This window comes from Microbacterium sp. CJ77 (assembly GCF_002911615.1).
Classification (GTDB): Bacteria; Actinomycetota; Actinomycetes; order Actinomycetales; family Microbacteriaceae; genus Microbacterium.
On sequence record NZ_PQBR01000025.1, the window covers coordinates 380,663 to 407,208 of the forward strand.

Consider the following 26,546-nt stretch of genomic DNA (forward strand, 5'->3'; position numbering starts at 1 on the left):
GCCGGGGGCTCAGCGCTTGTTCTCTTGCACGCGGATCAGGTTGCCGGCGGGATCGCGGACGGCGAAGTCCCGCACCCCGTAGTCCTGCTCGATCGGCTCCTGCACGATCTCGGCGCCCCGCGACTCGAGCGTCGCGAAGAGGGCATCGAGGTCGTCGGTGGCGAGATTCACGCCGAAGTAGGTGCCCTTGGCGATGAGCTCCATCAGCAGCCGGCCCTCGTCCTCGGTGATGCCGGGGTTCGCGGTCGGCGGGTGCAGGACGATCGCGGTGTCGGGTTGGCCGACCGGGCCGACCGTGATCCAGCGCAGATTCTCGTATCCGACGTCGAGGCGGACCTCGAAGCCCAGCACGTCGCGATAGAACGCGAGCGAGGCATCCGGGTCCGTGTGGGGCAGGAAGCTGGAGTGAATGGTGACGTTCATGGCGGCCACGCTACCGACGCGCGGCGCCCGCCGCTTCTCGATTCCTGACCGGTCGCGTGACCTGTTTGGCGATGCACGGCAGCATGCCGTCGGTCGCGGATGCGCCGCGATCGCGATAGGCGCTCGGGGGCACGCCGACGAGCTCGGTGAACCGGGTGCTGAACGTGCCGAGGGATGCGCATCCGACGGCGATGGCGACCTCGGTGACGCTCTGGTCGCCCTGGCGGAGCAGCATCATCGCGCGTTCGATGCGTCTCGTCATGAGGTAGGAGTACGGGGATTCGCCGAACGCCCGGCGGAATGCGCGACTGAGGTGTCCGGATGACATGTGCACACCCCGGGCAAGGGCTTCGACATCCAGCGGCTGCGCGTACTCCCGGTCGATGCGGTCGCGGACGCGGCGCAGCAACGCGAGGTCCCGCAGTTCGGCGGGCGTCGGCATGCTCACGATGACATGCTGCCAGGTCGCCGCGGGTGTGTCACGGGGTGTCACGGAGTCAACGCCGTGCGCAGCGTCTCGGCGTTGCGCACGGCGTTGCCGTCTCCGTCGTTGTTGAAGTAGGCGTAGACACGTCGCCCCTGGCCCTCCCACTCCCGGATGCGATCCGCCCACCAGGCGAGCGCGTCGTCCGTGTACGAACCGCCGTAGAGGGCCCGATCGTCGGGTCCGTGCAGCCGCACGTAGACGAGGTCGGAGGTCGCGCGCAGGATGCACGGCAACCCCGCACCGCTCATGACGCAGTACGCCGCGCGACGCCTCTCGAGCAGCTCGAAGACGCCCTCATCGTTCCACGACGGATGCCGGAACTCGATCGCCGGTTGCGTCCATCCGGGCAGCCGGGCGAGAAACCAGTCCAGACGCTCGTCGTCGCGCTCCATCGTCGGCGGGAGCTGCACGAGCAGCGGTCCGCGGCGGCCGGCCAGTTCGTGCAGCCCCGCGCTCATCCGCTCGATCCAGTTCTCGGGCTCGCGCAGGCGGCGTGCGTGCGTCAGTCCGCGGGGAGCTTTGACGGCCATCTCGAACCCCTCGGGCAAGCGCCGTCGCCACGAGGCGAACGTGGCCGGGGGAGGCCAGCGGTAGAACGAGGCATTCAGCTCGACCGTGTCGAAAGCGGCCACATAGCACGCCAGTCTCTCGCGTGGGGGCAGCCCAGACGGGTACAGCACCGCCTCCCAGTGGTCGTAGCTCCACCCCGATGTGCCGATGCGTGCCACGGCGCCGGACGAGGCGTCTTCAGTCCGCGTCGGGTTCGACCACGGCGTCTTCCGCATCATCCATCGCCGCGGCGCCCTCTTCGGGTGACTCCGAGCCGGCGTCGGCGGCCGCATCGTTCGATTGCTGCGGGCGCTGTTCGTCGTCGAGGGGGCCGTTGCCTGTTCCCGCGGTCGATTCGTTCATCGCTTGCTCCTTCTTCTGTCGTGTTCTTGCGCCCCGGATCTGGGGCCGTCAGGTCTCGTCACGCATGATCGGGCTGTCGTCGAGGTGAACCAACAGGTCAGCGACATCCTCGTACACCGCGTCGGCGCCCGCCACGAGAAGCTCTTCCGCGCCGTACCCGCCGCTGAGGACGCCGATGCTCGCCACCCCCGCCCGCGCTGCCGACGACATATCCCAGACCGAGTCGCCGACCAGCACCGCCTGCTCAGCGGTGACTCGCGCCCGTTCGAGTGCGACGTTGATCAGGTCGGGCTCCGGCTTGGCTGTCGCGACATCCTCGCCCGAGGTGACCGCATCGACCGCGTCGGACACATCCAGCGTGGCGAGGAGGGCGTCGAGTTCGTGCTGGGGTGCCGACGTGGCCAGAACCACGGTGCGGCCACGTTTCGCGAGCTCTCGCAGCAGATCCCGAGCGGATGCGAAGGGCCGGAGCCTGTCGGTGGTGGACGAGTAGTGCCGTTGGTGCGCGGTTTTCACAGCGTCGCCGAGTGCATCGGCATCGTCCCCGAGCAGGCTCTGTAGGAGCTTGCCCGAGTCCATGCCGATGGCGCGGTGGATGCGCCATGCGTCGACCGGGTGGTCGACGGCGACGAACGCCCTGTTCCAGGCGTCGATGTGGAGGTAGTTGGAATCGACGAGGGTTCCGTCGATGTCGAAGAGGACGGCCACAGGACCCGCGGATGACGCAGACATGACTCCAGCAAACGGCATGACCCCCCGGGGTGCCGAGGGGCTGGCGGAATCCGGCCGAGTGTGCCAGCAACGCGAGTGCGCCGCACCCGGAGGGGATCCAGGTGCGGCGCTCTCGGAACGGGCGGGGTCAGATCAGCCAGGGCTGGCTGCGCACGATCGACAGCTTGCGCCACGGGATGCCGAAGCCCCACGTGTCTCCGGCGTACGTCGCGGCGACCGCGATCAGGGCGAGGGCGTAGATGATGTGGTAATCGACGAGGGGGTTGGTCGACGCCGTCAGGTGCGCGAACGGCCACTCGGCCAGGTACATCAGCACCATGATCACCGAACCGACGACCGCGCTCACCCGCAGGCCGATCCCGAGCATGACCGCGACGCCGATCCCGAGCATTCCGGCCATGAACAGCACGTCGGTCAGGGGGCTGGCGATGCTCGCGAAGAACCCCTTGAGCGGACCGACGACCGCGTCACTGTTGAGGAATCCCTGGCTGGGGGTGCCGCCATTCATCCAGGCGCGCTCGGGCGGGGTCGAGAAGCCCAGGCCGAAGGTCTTGTCGAGAAAGGCCCAGAGGAAGATGAAGCCGGTCGCCAATCGCAGGATTGCGAGGGAGTAACGGCCGGCCGCAGTCCCGGCTGTCACATTCCGGGTATCGTGCTCGCCCGAGACCTGGCGCGGCATGGTGGCTCCGGACAGGGAAATGGTTGCGCGTGCGCTGGTGATCGTCACCGGATGCTCCTCGATAGGGTTCCCCGCCGTATCTGCTGACCGGCTGGGCTGATGACCCAACGTTCTCGCGCTCGAGCGCCCTGAAATAGTGCCGAAGGTCCCACCGCACGACGGCGTGTCCGGCCGCATGGAGTCGTGCTGAGGCATCCGGGACCTTCGGCCCTGCCGCGACGCCCCGCGGGGTGCGAGCGTCGTACCCGGCGGGTGACGGCGGCGTGGAGCTGGCGGCCGGCCGATCCGCAGCCCGACGGCAGCTGAAAGAAGATCATGAACGGTCAACGCCCCCGGTCGACCCGCAAGGGGGTGAAGATCGTCGCCATCGTCGGCGGTTCGATCGTCGCGCTGGCGGCCACGCTCCTGGTCGTGGTCCTGATAGCCGGGGGCATCCTCGCCCCAGCCACGTATCGGGAACCGTGGGACGAGGAATATGCCGCGAGGTTCGATGACCCGCGAATGCAACTCGTCGCGCGCGCCGTGCTCGCGCCGAGCAGCCACAACGAACAACCATGGCGGGTGCGCCTGGACGAGGCCGACGAAAACGTGCTCTATCTGTACACGGATTCTCACCGGCTGACCCCCGAGGTCGACCCGCTCGCCCGGCAGACGATGATCTCTCAGGGCACCTTCTTGGAGTACCTCGTGATTGCTGGACGGCACGTCGGAACGGATGTCACCATCGAGCTGTTTCCCGACGGGACATACGACGAGGCGGACCTGCCGGCCAGCATGGACGAACTCCCCGTCGCCCGGATCGTGCTCAGCCCTCGCTCCGATGCGAACAGCGATGACTACGCGTCACTGTTCCTCTCAGACACGAATCGCGGCCCCTACGCGCCCATCGAGGTGACGGCCGAGCAGGCGAGCGACCTCGAGGCGCTGGCCACGATGACAGGCCTCACCCTGACCGTCCACCGAGACCGTGAGGACGTCTCGGCGATCGGTGCCGCGACCGTGCGCGGCACCGTCATCGAGTCCGAGAACCAGGCCGTTGCGGCCGAGAGCGCGAGGATCTTCCGCTCCAACGAATACCGCAAGAACGAGACGCGCTCGGGCTTCGCGGTCGAGGGGCAGGGAACCGACGGCTTCATGAAGTACCTCCTGCAGGGCCTGACGACTCTGCTCCCGGGCACCAACAGCGCCGAGGCGGCCGCCGAACGAGCCGTCGCGCTCGCGACGAATGGCGCGGTGCACACCCCCGCGTACATCGTGCTCGAAACGGCGGGCAACACCCGGATCGATCAGGTCCGGTCCGGGATGCTCTACGCACAAGTGTCGCTGCGCGCTCGCAGCATGGGGCTCGTCGTCCAGCCGGTCAGTCAGGTCCTCGAGGAGTACCCGTCGATGAGGGCCGAGCGGGCTGCCATCCACTCCGCATACGCCACAGACGGGGGCACCATCCAGATGCTCGTCCGGCTCGGTACGCCGACGGTCGATTACCCCGCCCACGATGCGTCGCGATGCCGGCGATCTGCTCGTCGAGAAACGCTGGTGGCACCCGACCGATGGGCGCCAACGACCCGATGAGACGCATGCTTTGAGAGATAGACGCGACCGCCTTCGTATGCAACCCCGCCAATGCACAGACAGAGTGAGGTAAAACCATATGAGGGGGAATGCATCGGCCCCCCTGAAGGAGACTCTGTGCCCGGCAATGCCACCGCCCGCTTCAGCAACGTCGCGTTGCTTTCCGTTGCGAGCGTTCTTCCCGGTCGTGTGACGACCTCTGACGAGATCGAGGATCGCCTCGCGCCTTCTCTCAAGCGACTGAAGCTGCGCAGCGGACTGCTGAAACGCGTCGCGGGTGTGCTCGAACGCCGCAACTGGGCCGCGGGCGAGACCGCCGACGCGTCGACCATCTCGGCGGGCCGGCAGGCGCTCGCCGAAGCCGGCGTCAGCGCGTCCGAGGTCGGGCTGCTGATCAACACCTCCGTCACGCGAACGAACCTCGAGCCATCCGTCGCCGTCGCCCTGCACCATGGCCTCGACCTGCCGAGCTCCGCGGTCAACTTCGACATCGCCAATGCCTGCCTCGGCTTCATCAACGGCATGTCGCTCGCCGCGACGATGATCGAGTCCGGGCAGATCCGGTACGCCGTCGTCGTTGCGGGCGAGGACGCCGACGAGATCCAGATCAATACGATCGAGCGTCTGCTGCACGCCGACGGTGATCGCGACGGCTTCATGAGCGAGTTCGCGTCGTTGACGCTGGGCTCGGGCTCTGCCGCGGCCGTGCTCGGACGCGCCGACGAGCACCCCGAGGGGCACCGGATTCTCGGGGGCGTGACGCGTGCCGCGACGGAGTTCCACAGGCTCTGCGTCGGCAGCGTCGACGGCATGTTCACCGACGCGAAGGCGCTCTTGAAGGGCGGCCTGGACCTGGTGGTCTCGGCGTGGAAGGACGCGTCGAGCGAGTGGGACTGGAAGTCGATGAACCGGTACATCACGCACCAGGTGTCGTCGATCCACACCCACGCGATCGTCAAGGCCGTGAACCTGGACGCATCCCGCGTTCCGACGACCTTCCCGCACTATGGCAACATCGGCCCGGCCTCGGTTCCGATCACTCTCGTCGAAGAGCAGGCCAGCCTGAAGAAGGGCGACCGGGTACTGCTGATGGGCGTCGGCTCGGGCCTGAACACGGCCATGATGGAGCTCGCCTGGTGACTGACGCCGATCGGCGGATGCTCGCAGGGTTGCCTGAGCTCGACATCCGTTTCAGCCGCACGCGCCTCGTGCGCCACCGGGGAACGGATGTCTCGCGGGAGTGGCACTACCTCGACACGGGTGACGAACTCGCGCGCCTCGTGCGGCCGGGCGGCGGCGAGGTCGTCGGCACGATCCTCGCGGTGCACGGCAACCCGACGTGGTCGTACCTGTGGCGCCGCCTCGCGTCGGCATCGCTGCGAGCGGCCGAGAAGGGCGGGCCCGCCTGGCGCGTCATCGCGGTCGACCAGCTCGACATGGGTTTCTCGGCGCGTACCGGCACGACCCGCACGCTGCCGCAGCGGGTGACCGACCTCGCCGACTTCACCGAAGACCTGGGCCTCGAAGGCCCGGTGATCACGCTCGGTCACGACTGGGGTGGCGTGATCTCGCTGGGCTGGGCGGTCGATCACCCCGAGATGCTCGCCGGAGTCATCACGCTCAACACCGCCGTGCACCACCCCGAGGGTGTTCCGATCCCCGCGCCGCTGCGGCTCGCGGGGGCCCGCGGTGTGCTCGCGGCATCCACCGTCTCGACTCCCGCGTTTCTCGAAACCACACTCGCCCTCGCTCAGCCGCCGCTCGCGCCCGAGGTCAAGGATGCCTTCCGCGCGCCATACCGAACCGCCGCGCGGCGACACGGGATTGGCGGCTTCGTCGCGGACATTCCGGTGGATGCCGCCGATCCGGGTTTCGCCGAGCTGCAGCGCATCGCCGCCGGTGTTACCGAGCTCGAGGTTCCGGCGCTGCTGCTGTGGGGGCCGAAGGATCCGATCTTCGGCGACCGCTACCTCGACGACCTGATCGACCGGCTGCCGCACGCCGACGTGCACCGCTTCGAGGGCGCCGGGCACCTGATCGCCGAGGACCGCTCGTACGCGGACGCGATCCTGACGTGGCTGGGTGACAACGCCGAGCGTCTGGCCGGGAGACTGGACGAGGCCGCTCCGAGAGAATCAGCGGATGTCTCCGCCCCGGTTCCCTTCACGCCGCTGTGGGCCGCGCTCGAGGCGCGCCGCGACGACGACGATGTCGCGATCATCGACATGGCCGCGGGCAGGGGCGCGGGGGGCGAGCGCCGCGTCAGCTGGCGACAGCTCGACGATCGGGTGCGGAGCCTGGCCGCGGGACTCGCGCGCATCGGTGTGCAGAAGGGGCAGCGCGTGTCGGTGCTCGTGCCCCCGGGGCCGACGCTGACGGCCGTGATCTACGCGTGCCTGCGCATCGGCGCTGTTGTGGTCGTCGCGGACGCCGGGCTCGGCGTCCGCGGACTCTCGCGCGCCGTGCGGGGTGCCTGGCCGGATGTCGTGATCGGCGAGCTGCCGGGGCTCTCAGCCGCCCGGGCACTGGGGTGGCCCGGCACGCGCATCTCGGTCGCGCGCCTGCCCCGAGCATCCGCACGGCTTCTCGGTGTTTCGCACGACCTCACGGCGATCGCTCGGGCGAGGGCTTCGGCTCCGCTTCCCCCCGAACCGGCTGCCGACGATCCCGCGGCGATCCTGTTCACGTCGGGATCGACCGGTCCCGCGAAGGGCGTCGCCTACACGCATCGTCAGCTCTCGGCGCTGCGCGATGTGCTCGCGGCTCACTTCGAGGTGAGCGGGGATACGGGCCTGGTCACCGGTTTCGCGCCGTTCGCGCTGCTGGGGCCCGCGCTCGGCACGCGTTCGGCGACTCCCGACATGGATGTCTCGGCGCCGCGCACCCTCACGGCGCGCGCTGTCGCGGCCGCGGTCAGGGCCTCCGATGCCCGCATCGTGTTCCTCTCGCCCGCCGCGATCCTGAACGTCGTCGCGACCGCCGCCGCCCTCTCCGCCGACGATCGCCGCGCGCTCGAGCGGGTGCGCACGTTCCTGTCGACGGGCGCTCCCGTCGGCGAACCGCTTCTCGCCGCGGCGGCGCAGCTCATGCCCAATGCCGAGCCGCACACCCCGTACGGCATGACCGAGTGCCTGCTCGTCACGGACGTGACGCTCGCCGGCATCCGCGCGGTGTCGGATGCCGCCGACCGCGGCGTCTGCGTCGGCTCCGCGATCGGGTCCAACCGTGTGCTGATCAGTGCGTTGGACGCGTCGGGACGGGCTGTCGGCGCCCCGAGCGACGAGCCCGGGGTGCTGGGCGAGGTCGTCGTCTCGGCCGAGCACCTGAAGACGTCGTACGACCGCCTGTGGCTCACCGATCGGGGTGCCGTTCGCGACACTCCCGCCGAGGGTCGCTGGCACCGCACGGGCGACGTCGGTCACCTCGACGCCGAGGGGCGACTCTGGATCGAGGGGCGTCTGCCGCACGTGCTCGTCACGGCCGACGGTCCCGTCGCGCCGGTCGGGCCCGAGCAACAGATCGAGGCCTCGACATCCGTGCGCCGCGCAGCCGTCGTCGGCATGGGGCCCCAGGGTCTCCGGCAAGCCGTGGCGGTCGTCGAGACGGCCCCGGCAGTCGCGCGCCCGGGCTTGGCATCGCCCGAGCTGACAGCGGACGTCCGCGGATGCACCGCCCTGCCCCTCGTCGCGGTGCTGGTCGTGCCGCACCTGCCCACCGACATCCGTCACAACTCCAAGATCGACCGCACGCGGCTGTCCGAGTGGGCGGAGCGCACACTCGCGGGCGGACGGATGACGCGGCCGTGATCGTCGCCGTCACGGGAGCGTCCGGATACCTCGGCCGCGCGGTCGCGGCCGAGCTCGTCGCATCCGGACACGACGTCCGCGCCCTGCAGCGTCGACCCTCGCGCGTCGACGGGGTTACGGATGTGCTCGGCTCGATAACCGATGCCGCCGCCGTCGCGCGGGTGGTCGACGGAGCCGAAGGCGTCGTTCACCTCGCCGCGAAGGTGTCGTTGGCGGGGGATCCCGCGGAGTTCCGCGCGGTCAACGTCGAGGGGACGCGGGCGCTGCTCGACGCGGCCGAGCGGGCCGGCGCATCCCGTTTCGTGCAGGTTTCGTCGCCGTCGGTCGCGCACGCGGGCGCAGCGCTCGCCGGAGTGGGTGCCGAGCCGGCCTCGCCGACGGACGCTCGCGGCGAGTACGCGCGGACGAAGGCCGAGGCCGAGCTGATCGCGCTCGGACGCGACTCCGACGCGATGCGGGTCGTCGCGGTGCGCCCGCACCTCGTCTGGGGACCGGGCGACACGCAGCTCGTCGGCCGGATCCTCGATCGTGCCCGTCGGGGGCGACTGCCCCTGCTCGACGGCGGACGGGCCCTCATCGACTCGACCTACGTCGACAACGCGGCGACCGGAATCGTCGCGGCCCTGCACCGTGCCGATACCGCTCGCGGCCGCGCCTTCGTCATCACCAACGGCGAACCGCGATCCGTCGGCGAACTGCTCGCGGGCATCTGCCTAGCGTCGGGGGTGCGGCCCCCGCGGTGGAGCATCCCGGCGGGGGTCGCCCGCGCGGCCGGGTCGCTCATCGAGCTGGCGTGGGCGCTGCGCCCCGGCGAGGACGAGCCGCCCATGACGCGGTTCCTGGCGGAGCAGCTGTCGACCGCGCACTGGTTCGACCAGCGTGGTACGCGGCAAGCCCTGGATTGGGCTCCGACCGTCAGCATCGACGAAGGGCTCCGCCGACTCGCCGCGCACGCCGGCTCCTGAACGTTCGCCGCGCCACGACCGCGCGTAGGCGCGCACGGGCGCGGCGCAACGGGTCACTTCGACGAGCGCAGTTACCGAGAGGGTGTGCGCACCCTAGAACGGGGGCGGATCCGTGTTCGGGGTGAAGTGGATCGCCGGGGGTGGCGTATCGATGTAGACGTGGCCGCCTGGGGAGGTCCATTCGAGGACTCCGCCGCCGAGTTGGCGGACGGTCCACGCCGTTTCGCCCTTGAGGGTGTGGTGTCGTTTGCAGAGGCAGGCGAGGTTGCAGACGGCGGTTTCACCGCCCAACGCGTAGTCGAGGGTGTGGTCCCGGTCGCACAGGTGCGCGGGTTGCCGGCACCCGGGGAATCGGCAGTGCTGATCCCTCGCCCGCAGGAACCGCTTCATGTCCGCCGACGGGGTGTACCGGTCGACCGCGAGCACGCACCCGGCGATCGGGTCAGCCAGGACCCGATCCCACCCGGTCGCGTACCCCGCGAGCTGGCGGGCAGTGGCCGGGTCGATCGGGCGCCGCCCGACCAGCTCGGCCGCCTCGTCCGTCACTCCGGCCAGCGCGAGCGCAGGCACCGTGACGTTCACGATCGCCTTGATCGCTCCAAGACCTCCAAGCCCATCTGACAGCCCGGCGCCGGTTTCGACGGTGGGCGTGGTGGTGAGCATCATGTCCGCGACGAGGTCGGCACGGATCTGGTCCAGTGTTCGCGTGTCGGTCGGGTCTGCATTCTTCAACGCTCGGGCCTGCTGGGTGATGCGGTCGTGCATTGCATGCGCCAACACGGCGGGTTGGGTTGAGATGAACTCCGCCATCCCGTCCCCGATGTCTCGAACGCACGCACCCCGCGACGCGCGTGCTTCCTTGTGGCGCTCCGCGAGCGGGCACGGCTGCAGGGATTCCGCGAGACGCGCCAACGATGCCCCGAGCCGCCCCGGGGTGGTCCCTTCGGCACGGGTGAGCGCTTCAGTCTCGAACTCCGCCCGCGCCTGAGCATCTTTGAGCGGTAGTCCGTGTTCCATGATCACCGCAACATGGCCGCCAGCAATCCGTCCGTCTTCCCACGCCGCGAACGTCGCGGGGAACGACTCGTCCAACACGGCGGCGTCGTTCATGCGGCGTTGGACGGTGCGATCGGACATGTTCATTGCGGCACCGAGCTCTGCCGCCAGAGCACGATACGGCAGCTCTGCTTCGCGGGAGGAGGGTGAGGCGAGTTCCGCGACCCGGCGCGCACCGACGTGTGCGGCTTTCGCGAACACTCGCGCGAGCGCGGCTTCCGCGCGCGCCATCGCCCGCCGGGCGTCGATGCCCTCCCCGGCGAGCTCGCGCGCGATCGCGTCCACCCCAGTCGTTTCGGCGTCGTCGCAGTTCGAATGCATGTTCGAAACTCTACGGATGACCACCGACATCGGAGACGCGAAAAGCCCCCAAATCACGGCGAAATCTCAACGAGAAAATGAGAGTCCTCACATCTCACGACGCCTCGCGAATCGTGGCCGCACGGGAATTGAAGAAGCGGCGGGACCTGCACATACTCTGTCAACCCCGTACCGCACAATTCTCGCGCGGACGATCCTCGATGCATGACATTCCAGCCCACGCGCGCGATCGTGACCGGCTCCGATTCGGGTATCGGCAAGGCGACCGCCGTCGCGCTCGCCGCGGCCGGAATGGACGTCGGTGTCACCTGGCACTCGGATGAGGAAGGCGCCCGCGACACCGTACGCGAAGTCGAGGCGCTCGGTCGGCGGGCGGTCGTGCGAAGACTCGATACCTCGGACATCCCCGCGTGCGGCGACGTCATCGACGAGCTGACGGCCGAACTCGGTGGGCTCGACGTGTTCGTGAACAACGCCGGCACAGGCGACAACGCACCGTTCCTCGAACTGACCCTCGAACAGTGGCGCCACACGGTGAGCGTCGACCTCGAGGGGGCCTTCGTCTGCCTGCAGCGCGCAGCCCGGCACATGGTTGGGGGCAGCGGCGGCCGACTCATCGCGATCACGAGCGTCCACGAGCATCAGCCCCGGGTCGGTTCGGCGGCGTACGACGCTGCCAAGCACGGTCTCGGCGGCCTCATGAAGACCATCGCCCTCGAGCTCGGACGCGAGGGGATTACGTCGAATTCGGTCGCTCCGGGAGAGATCGCGACACCCATGACCGGGCAGGAAGACGAGGATCCGCGAGGCACCGATCGTCCGGGTGTACCGCTCGGTCGGCCGGGCGATGCCCGCGAGATCGCTGCGGTCGTCGCGTTCCTCGCGTCACCCGCGGCGTCGTACGTGACGGGTACCTCATACGCCGTGGACGGCGGGATGCTGCAGATGGGGCCTCAGGCCGGGTCGCACATCGAATCGGATTACTGGCGCCCGGCCTGACCCGCTACCGGGGTAGCGGGTCGAATGCGCTCCATGGCGGGACGCGCTCCAGGGAGGCTGTCCGTAGCGTTTTGATATGGCTACTCAGGGGACTCTCGACCGCGCGACCGGGATCGGTCCGACCTCGACAGGTGTGCGCACCACGGTCCCGCGGCGGGTCGCGCCCGGGGGAGCGCAGGAGCGCAACGGCAGCACCTACGCCGAGCTTGCGAACACCATCAAGGGCATGGGTCTGATGGAGCGTCGCCGGGGCTGGTATCTGGTTCGCAGTCTGATCCTGCTCGCCGGCTATGTCGGCGGATTCGTGGCGTTGTTCAGTCTGGGCTCGTCGCCGTGGCAGCTTCTGGTGGCCGTCTTCTTCGCGGTGCTGTTCACTCAGACGGCCTTCCTGGCGCACGATGGCGCGCACAAGCAGATCTTCGCCTCGGGAAAACGCAATGAATGGGTCTCGCGCATCTTCGGGAACCTGCTGGTCGGCCTGAGCTACGGGTGGTGGATGAACAAGCATTCCAAGCACCACGCGAACCCGAACAAGGTCGGCAAGGACGGCGACATCGTCCCCGGTGCCATCGTCTTCACACAGGAGGATGCTGCGAAGCACACCGGCTGGCGCGCAGCGATCATGGCGCGGCAGCACTGGTTCTTCTTCCCCATCCTCACGCTCGCCGGGGTCGACCTGCACATCAATGCGGTGAAGGCCGTGGTCGGCCGCGAACCCGTCAAGGCCCGTGGCCTGGAGGCGGCGCTGCTCGCCATCCGTTTGATCGGATTCCCGATCCTGGTTCTGCTTGCGGCGGGGCCGCTGATGGGACTCGCATTCATGGGGGTGCAGCTCGCGATCTTCGGTGTCTACATGGGAGGCAGCTTCGCCCCCAATCACAAGGGCATGGCGATCATCCCCAAGGACATGTCGATCGACTTCCTGCGCCGGCAGACACTGACGTCCCGCAACATCAGCGGTGGCCCGCTGGTGGCGACCGGCATGGGCGGACTGAACTTCCAGATCGAGCACCACCTCTTTCCCAGCATGCCGAGCGTGAACCTGAGCCGGGCCCGACCCGTCGTGCGCGCCTTCTGTGCCGCGGAGGGGATCGCGTATACCGAGACCACCCTGGTCGGGTCGTACCGGATCGTGCTGAGGTACCTGCAGAAGGTCGGGCTGAAGTACGCCGATCCCTTCGACTGCCCTCTGGCGACCCAGCTGCGCTGACGCGGGCGCTACGATCTCGGCCGCGTGATGGTTTTCGTCCGCGTACCATTTTCGGCATGGTGACCCCCAGGCTCTCCCGCCGCCGCGAGGCGTGGTTGCGCATTGCGGCGGCAGCGGCGGCGATCGTCCTCGTCGTGGTCTCGGTCGCCCTGGGTGCCAGCCTCTACGACGGGCTCCTGCTGGTGCTGTTCGTCGGGGTGCTCGCCCAGGTCGCGTCGCTTCCCCTCGCGCTGATCCGCCCTCGAGTCGCCGCGATGCTCTCGATCGCCGGGGCACTGGTGATCATGGGTTCCGCCCACGCCGGAGAGGCGCCCTGGCCGTGGGCGGTGACGACGATGATCACCCAGATGCTGGTCGTGGCCGCTCTGGGATATCGCGCCAGCTGGCTGCTCGGCGCCGGGACATTGATCGGGGTCGTCGCGCTCTCGGGTGTGCTGGCGCTTCTCGTCGTGCCGTCGCGCGATCAGGAATCGGTGGCCGGGAACCTCGTGATCTTCAGCTGCATCGGGGGGATCGCGCTCGCCGTCGGCATCCTGGCGCGAGAGTGGCAGGCAGTCGGACGGCAGCTGCAGCGTGAGCGGCGTCTCACCGAGGACGAGCGCGCGCGTCGGCTGGTCGCCGAGGAGAAGACGCGGATCGCCCGCGAGCTGCACGACATCGTCGCGCACAGCATGTCGACCATCACCGTCCAGGCCACGAGCGCGCACGCACGCCTACCCCACGTGGACGCACCGACACGGCACGAGTTCGACGAGATCGCTGCTCTGAGCCGCAAGGCACTGACCGAGATGCGCTCGCTCCTCGGGGTTCTGCGCGAGCCGGATGCCCCGGTCGCTCGCACCCCCCAACCCGGCCTGTCGGGCATCGTCGAATTGGTGGCGCAGGCACGGCGCTCCGGGCTCCAGGTTCGGCTGCTGGGGGCCGACGCCCTCTCCGACGACGGAATCGATGAGGCGGTCGGACTCAGCGCCTACCGCATCGTGCAAGAGGCGCTGAGCAATGTCCGCCGGCATACCCGTGGGGCCGCCGCCGAGGTGCGCGTGCACCGCGACCAGAACCTCGACCTCCGGATCACGAATCAACGCGGAACGGATCTTTCGGGCGCGGATCAGGCGAGTCATCGCGCCGCAGCGAACACCGAGAGCAGCGGCCTGCTCGGTATGCGGGAGCGTGCGGCCATCGTCAACGGCACCCTGTCGTTCGGCCCGACAGGAGATGGCGGATACGAGATACACGCCGTCCTTCCTCTGCGCGCCCCGACCGAAACGGAGCGAAAGTGAGCATCCGCGTCCTGATCGCCGACGACCAGGCCATGGTGCGCGCGGGCTTCGCGGCCCTGCTCGATGCGACCGACGACATCCAGGTGATCGGGGAGGCAGCGGACGGGCTTCAGGCTCTAGAACTGTCGCGAGCGCTGCAGCCGGATGTGATCCTGATGGACGTCCGGATGCCCCACCTCGACGGCATCGAGGCGACGCGCCGCATCCTGTCTGAGCACGATGCGGCCAGGCACGGTTCACTCCCACGCATCCTGATGCTCACCACATTCGATATCGATGACTATGTCTACGAGGCGATGCGAGCGGGGGCCAGTGGGTTCCTTCTCAAGGACGCCCTCCCGGATGACCTCGCCGCAGCGGTTCGGGTCGTGGCGCGGGGCGACGCTCTGCTCGACCCCGCCGTCACGAAGCGGGTGATCGAGCACTTCGTGCGCACCATGACGCCGCCGGCGCAGCCCGTTTCGCTCGACGCGCTGACTCCCCGCGAGCGCGATGTGCTCACGCTCGTCGCGCGAGGTCTCTCGAACCGAGAGATCGCCGGTGAGCTCGTGCTCGCCGAGCAGACCGTGAAGAGCCACGTCAGCCGCATGCTCAACAAGCTCGACCTGCGTGACCGAGCGCAGGCCGTCGTCGTGGCGTATGAATCGGGACTCGTTGTTCCGCGCGAATAGCCCGGGGTTCTGTGGCAAGAGCATCCGGCCGCGCACGTCGCGGATCGCGCGCGGTGTCCGGATGGCGTAGCGAGCGGTACTGATGCCAAACTGAGCGCGTCACGCGCCGTGGGCGTGCCCGGAGAGGAACGCAGGATGGCGGTCACCGACGATTCGACGCGAACACCGCGAGCCGGAGCGCGCGGTATCGCGCAGCGCCACTCCCTCGCCTGCTATCTGCTCGTTGCCTTCGGATTCTCGTGGCTCATCGAGGTGCCGGTGGCGCTTTCGGCGCAGGGTTTCATCGCGCCGTTTCCCGCGCCCGTCGTCGCGATCTCCATCATTGCCGCCACGTTCGGTCCCCTGCTCGGGGCATTCGTCGTCACCGCGTTGATCGAGGGCACCTCAGGCGTCGCCGGCCTGTTGCGACGGTTCGTCCGTTGGCGGGTCGGCGTGCTGTGGTACGCATTCGTTCTCCTCGGGATACCGCTCATCGTGCTGCTCGGTGCCGTGCTCGTCCCCGGCGCGTTGTCCTGGTTCGACCCCGCGGCCTTCGTCGCTCTGGCCGCCTATCCGATGGCGTTCGTTCTGACGTTCTTCCTCGGCGGTCCACTCGGGGAGGAGCCCGGATGGCGAGGCTTCGCGCTGCCGCGCCTGCAACAGCGCCACGGCCCGCTGTGGGGGAGCCTCATCCTCGGCGCGGTGTGGGCGGCGTGGCACCTCCCGCTGTTCTGGAGCGGTGTATGGACTCCTCCCACCGTCGCCAACATCGTCATGTTCGGTGCGATGATCATCGCGCTCACCGTCATCATGACCTGGGTCTTCAACCACGTCGGCGGCAGCCTGCTGATCATGATTCTGATGCACGCATCGTTCAACACCTTCGCGAACCGGGTTGCCGCTCCGCTCTTCCCCGCGCCGATCTTCAACGAATACGGACTCCTTCCCGTGCTCATCGGATTCGGACTCACGGCGATCGTGCTCGTCGCGGTCACGCGTGGACAACTCGGTGCGGGCGCGCGGCACTCGCCGACGTGACCGTGATCGGTGAGATCTACGGGTATTCGGGAGACTTCACATACGAGGTGAGGCGTGGCGAGATACCTGGCTAGCGATCCGCGGACCGTCGCCATCTCGTAACCATCAAACGGGCCTGGTGCCTCTGGAGATGGCTACCGTTGGAGAATCGGGCACGGAGGCCCGGGATGAGGATGGATGCCATGTTCAACCGTCGGCTCGTGTGGACGCCCCTGCTTCTCGGGGCCCTTCTCTTGTCGGCCTGCGCTCCCGCCGCATCGGATTCGACAGCCGATCAGGGATCCGCCGAGCAATCGGCGTCCGGGGAGGCCCCCGCGTCGACCGCGCCGGACACTGCCGAGGAATCGGATGCCCCGGCTCCATCGACGGCGGGCGCCTACGAGGACTACGAAGACGGGGTCATCGAGCAGACGGAGGGCGCGAAGGTCCTCTTCTTCCACGCCCCGTGGTGCCCGCAGTGCCGCAAACTCGACGATCAGCTGCGAGCGGAGGGTGCACCCGACGGGCTCACCGTCTTCAAGGTCGACTACGACTCGCGCTCGGACCTGCGCCAGAAGTACGGCGTGACGTTGCAGACGACCGTCGTCTTCGTCGACGACGAGGGTGAACTCCTCTCGAGCACCGTGCTCTACGACGATCCGTCCATCGAGTCACTCGTCGCCGCGGCGCCGTAGCCGGATGTCCCGGTCGAAGGCGGAACGGTGACTGCGACCCTGGGCCTCGCATTCGTGGCTGGGATCCTCACGGTTGCGGCTCCCTGCGTGTTGCCGCTCCTCCCGGTCGTGGTGGGTGGCGCGGTGGTGCGCGGCGGTGATGATGAGCGCCGCGCGCGCTGGCGTCCGTTCCTCATCGTCGGTTCGCTCGTCGTCAGCATCGTCCTGTTCACCCTTCTGCTGAAGGCAACCACTGCTCTGTTGGGTGTACCACCCCAGGTCTGGCAGGTGATCTCGGGCGGAATCATCCTTCTGCTCGGCATCGACATGATCTTTCCGGTGCTCTGGGATCGACTGTCGACGCGGATGCGGCTGCAATCCCGCAGTGGCGACATGCTGGATCGGTCGATGCGACGGCGGGGCGCGGGCGGCGACATCCTGACGGGCGCGGCTCTCGGGCCGGTCTTCTCGAGTTGCAGCCCCACCTATGCGCTGATCGTTGCGGCCGTGCTGCCGGTGTCGTTCGCGGAGGGTGTTGTGTACATCGTCGCGTACGCGATCGGACTGGCCGGGATGCTTCTGCTCATCGCCCTGCTCGGTCGGGGGCTCGTGCGGCGCCTCGGCTGGCTCGCCAACCCGAACGGATGGTTCCGCCGCATCATCGGCATCCTGTTCGTCCTCGTGGGAGTGGCCGTGATCATCGGCTTCGACAAGCAGCTTCAGACGTGGATCCTCGATGCGGGCCTCTACGACCCGATCGCGCGCCTGGAAGAGATCCTCGGCGTCGGTTGACGGCCGGCCGCGCGTTCTCGTCGGCTCTCGGCGCATCCTCGGATCGTGTTGGGCTCTAGGGTTGCGGTGTGCCCACCAACGATCCGCTGCCCGATCGCCCCGCCCCCGACAACCCCTCGGGCAAGCTCGTTCTCCTTCGCCACGGCGAGACGGAGTGGTCGAAGCTCGGCAGGCATACGGGTCTGACGGATATTCCGCTCACCGCACACGGCGAAGATCTCGCTCGCGGGGCGGGGGAGCTGGTCGCCGACTACGACTTCTCGCTCATCCTGACGTCGCCGCTGGAGCGCGCGCGACGCACCGCGGAGCTGGCCGGGCTGAAGGCTGAGGTCGATCCGCTTCTCGTCGAATGGGACTACGGCGGATACGAGGGTCGCACGACGCGCGACATCCGTGCCGAGCTCGGCTACGACTGGAGCGCCTTCACCCACGGGGTCGTCCGCGGTCAGACCCCCGGCGAGACGGTCGAAGAGGTCGCGGGGCGCGCGTCTCGCGTGCTCACGCGGGTGCTGCCCGCGATGGTCGAGGGGGATGTCGCGCTGGTCGCGCACGGCCACTTCTTGCGGATCCTGACGGCGGTGTATCTGCGGATGGCCCCCCGTTTCGGTGCTCAGATCACGCTGGATGCCGGGTCGGTGTCGGTGCTGAGCTACTACCGCGAGCAGCCCGCGATCCTGTCCTGGAACTACGGGCTGGCGCTGCCGATGGTGCCGTCTGAATCCTGATTCCGGGTCGCGGCTCTACGGGCAGACGCGGACGCTGCTCCCGCCGAACGCGACGATGTCACCGATCTGCAGCTGGCGTCCGCGTCGGCGTTCGACTTCGCCGTTCACGCTCACGAAGCCGTCGATGATGGCCTCTTTCACGTTCCCGCCGGAGTCGAGCAGCCCCGCGAACTTCATGAACGGGCCGAGGCGAATCATCTCACTGCCGATCGGGATGTCTTCGATCGGAGCCGGATTCGTCATGCCGGAATGCTAGCCGACGCCGTGCGGTGAGGGCTGCCTCTGGCGTCCCCCCGGAGACGCGACGGCGGGAGTCGAACTCAGGCGGGCGGTTTTGGCCGCGTCGCGAGATTCGGGGAAAACCGCGTCATTATGCGGAATTTTCGCTTGCCTCGGCGGGGCTGAAACCGGTTCGATCGGGGTGAATCTCGATCAAGTGTGGGCAAAATGTGGGCAAACCGTCACCGATGTCCTGATAGATCACAGTCCCGAGACATCACAGCCGTGGCGAAGACGTGGACGGCGTCTCCGCTGAGGGATCCCTATCCGGGCGATGCACGCTGAGGGCACGGCGGCGTGCGTCTTCGATCGCTGTTCGTGCAGGGCGCGGAAGCGGTCCATTGCTGTCGCGGCGGTGCCCTCGGTTACGCTCGTGCCCGTGACGAAACAGCTGGCCGCGACGATCTGCTGGGCGGCGGCATCAGTGTGCGGCGCGGTCTACCTTGTTGTGCTGCCGTTCCAGGACTGGGCGAAGAACGGCTTCTCGTTCATCCCTTACCCGTGGACGTGGTGGCTGATCGCCGGCGCCGTCATCTTCTTCGTGGCATGGGTAGTCCTGTCCTGGAAGCCCAAGCCCGCCTCGGCGCCGACTCCGGCTCCGCGCTCCGGTGTCCGTAGCTCAGTCCCGGGGCGCCACGTCTACGGGCGGCTCGCTGTCGAGAAGAAGATTGGGACTGATGCGCTCCACGTGAAGTGGGCGGACAACGGCGTCATCGTGGGATACCTCGTCCCCTCCACCAACCGAGGCGGCTGGCAAGTGCTGGATCACGAGGAGAATGAGCTCACGTGGGCCGGGAGCCCGGAGGAGGGCGCAGCGTACCTCGAGCGCCACGCCCCATAGGGAGACGAGCGGTCGAAGATAGGGGAATGATCTTGCTGGATGGATCGCTGGAATTCCAGCTCCCCCACCTGTGCGATGAACGCAGGGGTCGGTTATAGCGATATCCAGACCGGTGGGAAAATCACCGTGCACACCTCGAAGAGCTCCCTGAATGGCCCCGCCCAACCTATTCCCACACGAGCGTAGGAAGTGGCGCGCGTAGCGACCGACAGAAACCACAACTGCGGCGAGTCTGAAGAGCAATCCCGTCGGACGAGACAAGAGAGGAACGGCTCGCGTGGGGATGCCCTTCGACCACTACATCAGCCGGGCGCACATGCGCCAATGGGCCACGAACCATCGGGTCAGCATGCTGCAGCGCGGTAGGAAACCCAAAGTGATCGAGGTGGGCAAAAAGGTTGCCGCCGAACAAGGGCTCAACGACCCGGCGCTCGAGGCGGCCTATGGGAAAGTGGAGGACGCCTTCAGTCGGGCGCTGCGACGACTGCTCGACTTCTCGAGCGCTCCGACAGACGACGAGTGGCGCGCCGTCCGGGAGTACACCGTACTCATGCACGACCGGTACCCCGCGCTTCGCGGCTCAGCAGTTGACGAGCATGGTGTCTACGGCGGGAACGCCATAATGGCGCCAAACCCTGCCAACTGGGGCAACGCGGACGGCGCAACCGCGCCCCTGGCGCAACTCGCAACGTTAATGGACCGTGAGCAACTCAAGGACGCGCGGCGGCAGCTCTTGTCGGTCAACGCGCAGCTGTTGCCTCGCATCACACAGGTCTTCCGCGTCGGGCCGATGTTGCTCGGCGATGCCGGCGTCCACGCGCTCACGCTGCGCCCCGATGCGGACACAGAGCGGACGTATGTCGCGATGCCGTTGTCGCCGGACGCGATGGTCGTTTTCGGCAACCAGAATGCCGACGACGATGAGGTGCGCGACATTGGGCGCCTCCTCACAACGAAAGTTGCGATGGAGTCGACCGTGGTCATCGACACCCCGGAAGCCCCCGTCATCACCAGCTTCGTTACAGAGATGTGGTCGCACCAGCCGGAGCCCACCGGCGCCGGACTGCCCAAAACAGTTCGCGTCTTCAATCGAATCGATGACATCTCCGCCAGCTGATCAGTATCGGCGGAGGTCGACGGGACGGGCACAACGCGTATCCGTGAGACCTACAAATCGGCCCGAGCCGGGCGTCCGGTCCTCAATTCTGACTCTCGACCTTGAACCTGGCCTGCTGCTCCGCCTGGGTCGCACGGATCCCTCAGCGGGCGGGATGAGTTGGTGCCGCGACTCATGGCGATGTGTCCGATCGCCTCGACTGATCGGGTCCCAAACCTTCTGACTCGACGGTGATGGTCAAGGGGTTGGGGCCTCTTTGCACCGGCGCAGCGGTGAGCAGGGCCTTAACTTTCGCGCCTTAAGGTCGGAGCATGACCGACGATCACGATGCAGCCGATCACGATGCAACCCGCAAGCAATTCGAGGCGTTGTTGTCCCTGCACAAGTACTTCCTCAACGCGGACTTCCAGCGCGACGTGTTCATGAAGCGGGTCACGCGTGAACGGTCGCCAGGTGAAGTTGACTTCGTCACCGCGCTGGACGACCAAATCGCCATGAGCTTTTGGTACGCGACCGTTTACATCGTGATCGAAGGCTGGCGAAAAGCTGGGCTCGCCGACTCGGACGTCGACTTGCTGCTCAGCGACGACCGCGTCGATCGCCTTCGCCGCTTTCGCAATCAGGTCTTTCACTACCAGCGCGAGTATGACAATCCCAGACTGCTTGAGTTCCTCGGGACCGGCGATGACGATGCCCAGGCCGCGACGCAATGGATTCGACGCATACACATAGCTCTCGGGAGATCCATCCGACAGGCGCTGCAGGAGATGCTGGACGAGCAACGCGCAGGAGCATGATCGGCGACCATGATCGCCAGGAGTAAGAGCAGGCGTTAACCCTTGGGGTGCGTGTGCGGCAGGTGCTTCGCCCAAGACCGTGCGCAGTTAGAGCCACCCTCGAAGGCTGCCCATGAACAGGGCGCCTCCGAGAGAACTCCGGGATTGATGATCTGTCGGCGAAAGGGGGTCGATGCGGCGGGAATCGTAGCTTCGCTACAGGTATTGAGACAGGTCGTCGGACCGCCGAGCCATCTGGGCTGAAGGCTCTCTAGGATTGCGCTGAAGCGCTGGGCACGCCGACCGGTAACGCCGTCTGACCCTGGGGTATGCGATGACATTGAACTCGATCTGGCATTACACGGACGGTCGCGGGCTGGAGGGGATCGTCACGCACGACAAGCTCCGAGCAACGTCGTTTCGGCATCTCAACGACTCCAGAGAAGCTGACTATGCGACCGGCCTACTGAAAGCCGCAGCCGAGAAGCGCCGTGACTCCGTTCCAGCCCCTTATCAGGCGCGCTTCGATGAGCTCATGGAGTACGCCGAACGGCGAGGACTTGACCTCTTCCTTCTCTGTGCGGCCCGAAAGCCGGACTTACTGACTGTTTGGCGAGGCTATGGCGGCAGGGTCTCATACGCCATCGAGCTGGACGCCACTGTTGACCTTCTCCCCGTTGAGCGAAGCAAGGAGAAAACCCACCCGCACCCTCCAGCCGGACACGAGATCGAGCGCGACGAAGACGGCTACATCGTTCAGGACCCTGACCAGCTGCACATCGAAGCGGTCCCGTGGCGGAAAGTTCGTTACGACACGGCCGGTGTGGATCAGCGGGTGGACAGGATCGCCAAGCTGGCGGAGAAGCCCAAGCACGCGCTCACCGACATGTTCCTGCCATGGCACGAACTCGCTGACATCAAGATGCTCGAGCTGAAACACCCTGCCTTCAAAGATGAGCGGGAAGCGAGGATGATCCTCGAAGTGGCTCCCCGCTGGAAGTTCGTTTACCACTACGAAGGACGATTCGGGGTCACGCCATTCATTGAACTCTCCGCCCTCAATGGTGAGAATCAGCGGTACGCGAACGACAGATACCTCACGAAGGCTGGCCCGCTTCCCATCCGCTCCGTGACGATTGGACCTACGCCGCTCGGTGATGAGGTCATCGATGCGACACGGGAATTCCTAGGTGCGCGGGTCAGAATCGGGTGGCGTGGCGCGCGGCGTTGACTCTGGCATCGCGCGCTGACGGTCGCGAACGGGAACGGGCGGGCCGTTGCGGTGTGAGAGCGTGCGGGATCGCACGGCGAGGGGCTCGTGGCGACTGTCGGTGCGTGCTGTGACGCCCAGGGACCCCTGGGGAGGCCTATGCGGGCGCCAGCCCGGCGGCTGTAGCGACGCGGAGCTTGCGGAGGTTGTGGCAGATCGTGTGGAGTAGCCATTCGCCTTGGGCGCCGGCGAGTCCGCGTAGCCGGAGCTGTCCGGCGTTTTGCCGGGTCTTCATCTGCCCGAACGCGGGTTCAACGATGGCTTTGCGGCGCGCGTAGTCGGTGCGGCCCTGCTCGGTGCGCAGCGCGTGCGCCATCCGCTCCCGCCGGCTCGCGTCCTCTGGGGCCGGGTCCGGGGCGCCGGCGGTAGGGAAGCTCTCGCCGTGACGTTGCCGTCCCGTCGCGATCAACACCTGTGCGTCCAGATCGTCGGCGGCTTCGAGGTTGGCTTCCGAGCAGTAGCCCGCGTCAGCGAGGACGACCTCTGGGGAACGCTCGATTCCTGCCGCGTCGAGGTTCCGTAGGGTCTGCTCGGCCATCGGGACGAACTGCTGGATATCGGTGGCCTGCTGGGTGACCTCGGCGCTCAACACGATCTGGTGGCCCTCATCGACAACGGCCTGCGCGTTGAACGCGTAATCGAAGCCGCGGACCGTCTTCATCATCCGCGCCTCAGGATCGGTGAAATTGCGTTGCGCTTTCGGCTTCGGCGCCGCCGTGTCCACCGCAGTCGCGACGGCCGCGTCGGCCTGCTCAGGGGGCTGACCGGCGGCGTCGGCCTTCTTCCGCGCCACGGCTGCCGCCTTCTCGGCGGCGTCGGCCTCGATCGCGTCCTTCGCGGCACGTAGTTTTGCCAGGCGCCCCTCACGGCGGGCCAGCTCCGGGGCGACCTCGTCCCCGCGCCGGTCCTGGCCGAACTGCTGATCCTCGGCCTCATCGACCGCCTCCGCCTCGGCGAGCAGCGCAGCGACCTCGGCTTGGAGCTGATCGATCTTCGGCACGATCCGGTCATAGCTCATCGCCTTATGCCGCGACGCGTTCGCAGCCAGCTTCGTGCCATCCAGCGCGACCCGCCCCAACCGCACCAGCCCCGCCTCCGCGCAGACCCGCAGCACCTGCAGGAACAACCCCGGCAGGGCATCCAGGTGACGCCGACGAAACCGGGCCAGCGACCGGTAGTCGGGCGCCTGGTTGCCCGACAGCCACCGGAAGGCGATATCGCGCTTGCAGCGCCGCTCCAACTCACGAGACGAGGTCACGCCCGTCGCGTACGCGAACAGCAGCAGCTTCAACATCATCCGCGGGTCATACGGAGGCGCACCCGAGGCGGACGCGTACGACGCGTAGACCGGCGTCAGATCCAAGAGCTCTTCGACGACCTCGGAGATGAACCGGGCCTCATCATCCTCGTCCAGCCAGTCATCCAGACTCGGCGGGAGCAGGAAACACTGCCCCTGGTCATACCCACGGAACGTCTTGCCCGCACCCGCCGGTGCAGCCGATCCCGGCGCCCGCGCCTCACCCGGCTCGACCTCGAACAGACCCTCCAGGCTGGCAGTCACCGTCATGAATCGATTCTCCCAGCACCCCGCGCTATCCACCGGATTCACCCCGGCGCGTTAACGGAAGGATCTGACCCACGCACCTAGAAGTGAACGGCTACCCGGATGTCGACGTTTCTCGAAGCACTATCCCGTTCCGATCCTAAGCTCGTGGTGACAACGCAGGCATGGGACGCTGTCCGCTCCGAGGCGGCTTGACGATTCCGAGGTCGCTGCTCGTCGCTGCGGGTCGCGAGAGGTACACCGAGAGACTCGCGCATGACGTCGTCGGCTCGCTGCGCGGCGTCTCGCTTCCGAGCAGTCCAGCTTTCGGCGATGGGTTCACCTGAGACCCTCACCGGTTGAAACCTCGACGTGTCCGTACGCCCAGCTAGGGTCAGAGGCGTTGATCTTCGAGGCGTGAGGGGGGCGCGATGCAGCTGTCATCGTTTCAGGTGTACAAGTACAAGAATGTGCTGGACTCGAGTGAGGTGTCCGCCGAGGAGGACATCACGACCCTCGTGGGAATGAACGAGTCCGGTAAGTCCACGATGCTGGACGCGCTTTACCGGCTCAATCCCGTCTACGGCGACGGCTTCGTAGAGCTTGAGGACTACCCGCGCTGGAGGCGGAGTCGCGACAGCCGCAGCGAGGACCTCCTGCAGGTCTCGCCGATCCAGGCGACCTTCCGCCTCGACAAGGCCGATCTCGACACGCTGACGGCGACCCTTGGCGACGGGCGTCGTGGCTGCCGACAGTGCGCTGGTCGGTCGCCGCTACAGCGGTGAGACGTGGGCACAGGTCGAGCTCGACGAGGCACGGTTCCTCCAGAACGTTCTCGAAGGGCACCCTGACGCACAGGCTTTCGCTGAGCAATACAACACCGTCGCCGCACTACGCGCTGCGCTTCAGGCGGTGGCTCAGGAGGAGGCCGATGGCGTTGCCCGTGCCGCTGCCGAAGCCGCGGATGCAGCAGCGGGGGTCGAGGACGCGGGCGAGACTGTCAGATCGTCGGCTCCCACTTCTGCGCCTGGCACGTCCACCCAGGAGGTGCTCGCACGCATCTCTGCGGTCGTCGGTACCGGCGATCTCGGGGCCGTCGCAAACTCGATCATCCTGGCTCGCATGCCCAAGTTCTTCCTCTTCTCGGACTACCAGAGTCTAGAGGGACGGGTTGATGTGGCGACGCTCAGGGAGGATGCGGACGAGCAGCCTGGTGCATCTCCCCGGCAGACCGCTCGTGCTCTCCTGAAGCTCGCGAATACCGACGTCAACGCGATGGCAAATTCAAACTTCGAGTCGAGCACGGCGGAACTCGAGTCGGTCTCCAACGACCTGTCCAGGGAGATGAAGGCGTACTGGAGCACCAACCCCGAGCTCCGCATCAAGATCATGACGGAGCCCGAGACGGTCGCGGACGCTCGCGGAGAGCGCAGCGTCATCCGCTATCTCAACTTTCGCGTCGAGGACCGCAAGCACGACTTCACCAACAACTTCTCCCGCCGGTCGTCGGGCTATAGGTGGTTCTTCTCGTTCCTCGCGGCATTCAGCGAGTTCGAGAGCCGCGGCGAGGACGTCGTCATCCTGCTCGACGAACCCGGCCTCACGCTCCACGCCAAGGCCCAGAGGGACTTCCTGCGATTCATCAACGAGCGCCTCGCGCCGGCCGGGCAGGTCATCTACACGACACACTCGCCGTTCATGGTCGACCAGATCGAGCGCGTCCGTGTGGTCGAGGATCGCGGCGAGGACATCGGGTCGGTCACCTCCTCCGACGCGTTGGAGGTGGGCGAGGACAGCGCGTTCCCGCTGCAGGCCGCGCTGGGCTACGACCTTAGTCAGAACCTCTTCATCGGCGAGCGGAACCTGCTCGTCGAGGGCCCGTCGGACCTTGCCTATCTCGACCTGATCAGTCGTGCCCTCCGCAAGGTCGGAAGGGTGGGGCTCGACGAACGCTGGCGCATCCTTCCCGCTGGCGGTTCCTCGAACGTACCCACCTTCGTGTCACTCCTCGGCCGGAAGGTCTCGGTCACCGTCCTGCTCGACTCGGGTGTCGAGGGCGCGGGCAAGGTCGAAGCAGCGATGAACGCGAACAAGATCGACAGCGATCGGGTGATTCTCGTCAGCTCGGTGCTTCAGCAGAATCACGCCGATATCGAGGACCTGTTCTCGGTGGACGATTACCTCGCGCTCTACAACGAGGCGCTGGGCAGGAGCGTCACGGCTGAGAGGCTGTCGGAGCACCACGATCGCATCCTGAAGCGGCTGGAGTCCGCGGGAGAGCCCAAGTTCGACCACTGGCGGCCCGCCGAGATGCTGCTGCGCGACCCCGCCCGCGTGGACGCGTTGTCCGCAACGACGCTCGACAACTTCGAGGCCCTCGCCAAGAAGATCAACGCGACCCACCCCTGACGACTCCTCCA

27 protein-coding genes are annotated in these 26,546 nt (G+C 67.4%); 18 read left to right on the plus strand and 9 right to left on the minus strand.

The genetic code is table 11. The features are described 5' to 3' along the window. Nucleotides 1-9: 9 nt before the first annotated feature. The 6 genes from C2868_RS16565 to C2868_RS16585 all read right to left on the minus strand — a co-directional run bounded on the left by C2868_RS16565 (nt 10) and on the right by C2868_RS16585 (nt 3,281). A complete protein-coding gene (locus C2868_RS16565; protein WP_100810096.1) occupies nt 10-423 on the minus strand; it encodes a VOC family protein in 414 nt (137 codons plus the stop codon). Nucleotides 424-433: 10 nt separating this feature from the next. Beyond that, a complete protein-coding gene (locus C2868_RS16570; protein ID WP_100810095.1) occupies nt 434-865 on the minus strand; it encodes a helix-turn-helix transcriptional regulator in 432 nt (143 codons plus the stop codon). A gap of 47 nt (nt 866-912) precedes the next feature. After that, on the minus strand, nt 913-1,638 hold the full coding sequence (locus C2868_RS16575) for a DUF72 domain-containing protein (protein WP_258034468.1): 726 nt from the start codon (nt 1,636-1,638) through the stop codon (nt 913-915). A 19-nt stretch (nt 1,639-1,657) separates the two neighbouring features. Beyond that, nucleotides 1,658-1,822: a hypothetical protein gene (locus C2868_RS17535; RefSeq protein ID WP_157813868.1), complete on the minus strand. Its 165-nt coding sequence runs from the start codon at nt 1,820-1,822 to the stop codon at nt 1,658-1,660. Between the two features lie 48 nt (nt 1,823-1,870). After that, nucleotides 1,871-2,554 (minus strand): HAD family hydrolase, encoded by a 684-nt coding sequence (locus C2868_RS16580; RefSeq protein WP_100809966.1) that lies wholly within the window; start codon nt 2,552-2,554, stop codon nt 1,871-1,873. A gap of 127 nt (nt 2,555-2,681) precedes the next feature. Continuing rightward, the gene (locus C2868_RS16585; protein ID WP_232711109.1) at nt 2,682-3,281 is read right to left on the minus strand and encodes a DoxX family protein; all 600 of its coding nucleotides are present in this window, start codon (nt 3,279-3,281) and stop codon (nt 2,682-2,684) included. A 267-nt stretch (nt 3,282-3,548) separates the two neighbouring features. Between C2868_RS16585 and C2868_RS16590 the strand changes: the two genes are divergently transcribed. From C2868_RS16590 to C2868_RS16605, 4 genes are all read left to right on the plus strand, one after another. After that, complete coding sequence (locus C2868_RS16590; RefSeq protein ID WP_103663564.1) at nt 3,549-4,805, plus strand: Acg family FMN-binding oxidoreductase; 1,257 nt, start codon at nt 3,549-3,551, stop codon at nt 4,803-4,805. Nucleotides 4,806-4,922: 117 nt separating this feature from the next. Then, nucleotides 4,923-5,945 (plus strand): 3-oxoacyl-ACP synthase III, encoded by a 1,023-nt coding sequence (locus tag C2868_RS16595; RefSeq protein ID WP_232711110.1) that lies wholly within the window; start codon nt 4,923-4,925, stop codon nt 5,943-5,945. A 17-nt stretch (nt 5,946-5,962) separates the two neighbouring features. Continuing rightward, nucleotides 5,963-8,611 carry an alpha/beta fold hydrolase gene (locus tag C2868_RS16600; protein WP_100809969.1) on the plus strand — a complete coding sequence of 883 codons (2,649 nt, stop codon included), beginning with the start codon at nt 5,963-5,965 and terminating at the stop codon, nt 8,609-8,611. After that, a complete protein-coding gene (locus C2868_RS16605) occupies nt 8,608-9,576 on the plus strand; it encodes an NAD(P)-dependent oxidoreductase (protein WP_100810098.1) in 969 nt (322 codons plus the stop codon). The genes C2868_RS16600 and C2868_RS16605 overlap by 4 nt, the downstream gene beginning before the upstream one ends. Before the next feature lie 93 nt (nt 9,577-9,669). Here the strand turns inward: C2868_RS16605 and C2868_RS16610 are convergent, their stop codons facing one another. Continuing rightward, nucleotides 9,670-10,953: an HNH endonuclease signature motif containing protein gene (locus C2868_RS16610; protein WP_157813869.1), complete on the minus strand. Its 1,284-nt coding sequence runs from the start codon at nt 10,951-10,953 to the stop codon at nt 9,670-9,672. A gap of 204 nt (nt 10,954-11,157) precedes the next feature. Between C2868_RS16610 and C2868_RS16615 the strand changes: the two genes are divergently transcribed. The 8 genes from C2868_RS16615 (at nt 11,158) to C2868_RS16650 (ending at nt 18,300) form a co-directional block, all read left to right on the plus strand. Beyond that, a complete protein-coding gene (locus C2868_RS16615; protein ID WP_100809971.1) occupies nt 11,158-11,952 on the plus strand; it encodes an SDR family oxidoreductase in 795 nt (264 codons plus the stop codon). A 76-nt stretch (nt 11,953-12,028) separates the two neighbouring features. After that, nucleotides 12,029-13,162 (plus strand): acyl-CoA desaturase, encoded by a 1,134-nt coding sequence (locus C2868_RS16620; protein ID WP_198519494.1) that lies wholly within the window; start codon nt 12,029-12,031, stop codon nt 13,160-13,162. Between the two features lie 56 nt (nt 13,163-13,218). Then, nucleotides 13,219-14,442 carry a sensor histidine kinase gene (locus C2868_RS16625; protein ID WP_100809972.1) on the plus strand — a complete coding sequence of 408 codons (1,224 nt, stop codon included), beginning with the start codon at nt 13,219-13,221 and terminating at the stop codon, nt 14,440-14,442. Beyond that, nucleotides 14,439-15,113 carry a response regulator transcription factor gene (locus tag C2868_RS16630; RefSeq protein WP_103663565.1) on the plus strand — a complete coding sequence of 225 codons (675 nt, stop codon included), beginning with the start codon at nt 14,439-14,441 and terminating at the stop codon, nt 15,111-15,113. The genes C2868_RS16625 and C2868_RS16630 overlap by 4 nt, the downstream gene beginning before the upstream one ends. Before the next feature lie 135 nt (nt 15,114-15,248). Continuing rightward, a complete protein-coding gene (locus tag C2868_RS16635; RefSeq protein ID WP_103663566.1) occupies nt 15,249-16,130 on the plus strand; it encodes a CPBP family intramembrane glutamic endopeptidase in 882 nt (293 codons plus the stop codon). 182 nt (nt 16,131-16,312) lie between these two features. Next, on the plus strand, nt 16,313-16,804 hold the full coding sequence (locus tag C2868_RS16640) for a thioredoxin family protein (protein ID WP_157813871.1): 492 nt from the start codon (nt 16,313-16,315) through the stop codon (nt 16,802-16,804). Between the two features lie 27 nt (nt 16,805-16,831). Next, a complete protein-coding gene (locus C2868_RS16645; RefSeq protein ID WP_100809976.1) occupies nt 16,832-17,575 on the plus strand; it encodes a cytochrome c biogenesis CcdA family protein in 744 nt (247 codons plus the stop codon). A gap of 68 nt (nt 17,576-17,643) precedes the next feature. Next, on the plus strand, nt 17,644-18,300 hold the full coding sequence (locus C2868_RS16650; RefSeq protein WP_100809977.1) for a histidine phosphatase family protein: 657 nt from the start codon (nt 17,644-17,646) through the stop codon (nt 18,298-18,300). Between the two features lie 15 nt (nt 18,301-18,315). On the opposite strand, the gene C2868_RS16655 is transcribed toward C2868_RS16650, so the two are convergent. Continuing rightward, a complete protein-coding gene (locus C2868_RS16655; protein WP_100809978.1) occupies nt 18,316-18,543 on the minus strand; it encodes an RNA-binding S4 domain-containing protein in 228 nt (75 codons plus the stop codon). A gap of 415 nt (nt 18,544-18,958) precedes the next feature. Here C2868_RS16655 and C2868_RS16660 point away from each other — a divergent pair, with 415 nt between their 5' ends. From C2868_RS16660 to C2868_RS16675, 4 genes are all read left to right on the plus strand, one after another. Continuing rightward, nucleotides 18,959-19,420 (plus strand): hypothetical protein, encoded by a 462-nt coding sequence (locus tag C2868_RS16660; protein WP_146048096.1) that lies wholly within the window; start codon nt 18,959-18,961, stop codon nt 19,418-19,420. A 283-nt stretch (nt 19,421-19,703) separates the two neighbouring features. Then, nucleotides 19,704-20,537, plus strand: a complete 834-nt coding sequence (locus C2868_RS16665; protein ID WP_100809980.1) for a DUF4238 domain-containing protein — start codon at nt 19,704-19,706, stop codon at nt 20,535-20,537. Between the two features lie 311 nt (nt 20,538-20,848). Beyond that, complete coding sequence (locus tag C2868_RS16670) at nt 20,849-21,334, plus strand: hypothetical protein (protein WP_100809981.1); 486 nt, start codon at nt 20,849-20,851, stop codon at nt 21,332-21,334. A 313-nt stretch (nt 21,335-21,647) separates the two neighbouring features. Further along, complete coding sequence (locus C2868_RS16675; RefSeq protein ID WP_100809982.1) at nt 21,648-22,544, plus strand: hypothetical protein; 897 nt, start codon at nt 21,648-21,650, stop codon at nt 22,542-22,544. Between the two features lie 136 nt (nt 22,545-22,680). Here C2868_RS16675 and C2868_RS16680 read toward each other — a convergent pair whose 3' ends face one another. Further along, the gene (locus C2868_RS16680; RefSeq protein ID WP_081766114.1) at nt 22,681-24,123 is read right to left on the minus strand and encodes an IS1182 family transposase; all 1,443 of its coding nucleotides are present in this window, start codon (nt 24,121-24,123) and stop codon (nt 22,681-22,683) included. Nucleotides 24,124-24,557: 434 nt separating this feature from the next. On the opposite strand from C2868_RS16680, the gene C2868_RS16685 reads away from it, so the two are divergent. Beyond that, nucleotides 24,558-24,911 (plus strand): hypothetical protein, encoded by a 354-nt coding sequence (locus tag C2868_RS16685; protein ID WP_100809985.1) that lies wholly within the window; start codon nt 24,558-24,560, stop codon nt 24,909-24,911. Continuing rightward, nucleotides 24,868-26,535 (plus strand): ATP-dependent endonuclease, encoded by a 1,668-nt coding sequence (locus tag C2868_RS16690; RefSeq protein ID WP_100809986.1) that lies wholly within the window; start codon nt 24,868-24,870, stop codon nt 26,533-26,535. Before C2868_RS16685 ends, C2868_RS16690 begins: the two co-directional genes overlap by 44 nt. The last annotated feature ends 11 nt before the right edge of the window (nt 26,536-26,546 follow it).

Excerpts from the sequence above, each read along its gene's own strand:
- C2868_RS16635 (WP_103663566.1), top strand. The coding sequence starts at position 15,249 with ATGGCGGTCACCGACGATTCGACGCGAACACCGCGAGCCGGAGCGCGC.
- C2868_RS16580 (WP_100809966.1), bottom strand. The coding sequence starts at position 2,554 with ATGTCTGCGTCATCCGCGGGTCCTGTGGCCGTCCTCTTCGACATCGAC.
- C2868_RS16590 (WP_103663564.1), top strand. The coding sequence starts at position 3,549 with ATGAACGGTCAACGCCCCCGGTCGACCCGCAAGGGGGTGAAGATCGTC.
- C2868_RS16655 (WP_100809978.1), bottom strand. The coding sequence starts at position 18,543 with ATGACGAATCCGGCTCCGATCGAAGACATCCCGATCGGCAGTGAGATG.
- C2868_RS16675 (WP_100809982.1), top strand. The coding sequence starts at position 21,648 with ATGACATTGAACTCGATCTGGCATTACACGGACGGTCGCGGGCTGGAG.
- C2868_RS16670 (WP_100809981.1), top strand. The coding sequence starts at position 20,849 with ATGACCGACGATCACGATGCAGCCGATCACGATGCAACCCGCAAGCAA.
- C2868_RS16685 (WP_100809985.1), top strand. The coding sequence starts at position 24,558 with ATGCAGCTGTCATCGTTTCAGGTGTACAAGTACAAGAATGTGCTGGAC.
- C2868_RS16565 (WP_100810096.1), bottom strand. The coding sequence starts at position 423 with ATGAACGTCACCATTCACTCCAGCTTCCTGCCCCACACGGACCCGGAT.
- C2868_RS16625 (WP_100809972.1), top strand. The coding sequence starts at position 13,219 with ATGGTGACCCCCAGGCTCTCCCGCCGCCGCGAGGCGTGGTTGCGCATT.
- C2868_RS16665 (WP_100809980.1), top strand. The coding sequence starts at position 19,704 with ATGCCCTTCGACCACTACATCAGCCGGGCGCACATGCGCCAATGGGCC.
- C2868_RS17535 (WP_157813868.1), bottom strand. The coding sequence starts at position 1,822 with ATGAACGAATCGACCGCGGGAACAGGCAACGGCCCCCTCGACGACGAA.
- C2868_RS16600 (WP_100809969.1), top strand. The coding sequence starts at position 5,963 with ATGCTCGCAGGGTTGCCTGAGCTCGACATCCGTTTCAGCCGCACGCGC.
- C2868_RS16570 (WP_100810095.1), bottom strand. The coding sequence starts at position 865 with ATGCCGACGCCCGCCGAACTGCGGGACCTCGCGTTGCTGCGCCGCGTC.
- C2868_RS16640 (WP_157813871.1), top strand. The coding sequence starts at position 16,313 with ATGTTCAACCGTCGGCTCGTGTGGACGCCCCTGCTTCTCGGGGCCCTT.
- C2868_RS16620 (WP_198519494.1), top strand. The coding sequence starts at position 12,029 with ATGGCTACTCAGGGGACTCTCGACCGCGCGACCGGGATCGGTCCGACC.
- C2868_RS16615 (WP_100809971.1), top strand. The coding sequence starts at position 11,158 with ATGACATTCCAGCCCACGCGCGCGATCGTGACCGGCTCCGATTCGGGT.
- C2868_RS16610 (WP_157813869.1), bottom strand. The coding sequence starts at position 10,953 with ATGCATTCGAACTGCGACGACGCCGAAACGACTGGGGTGGACGCGATC.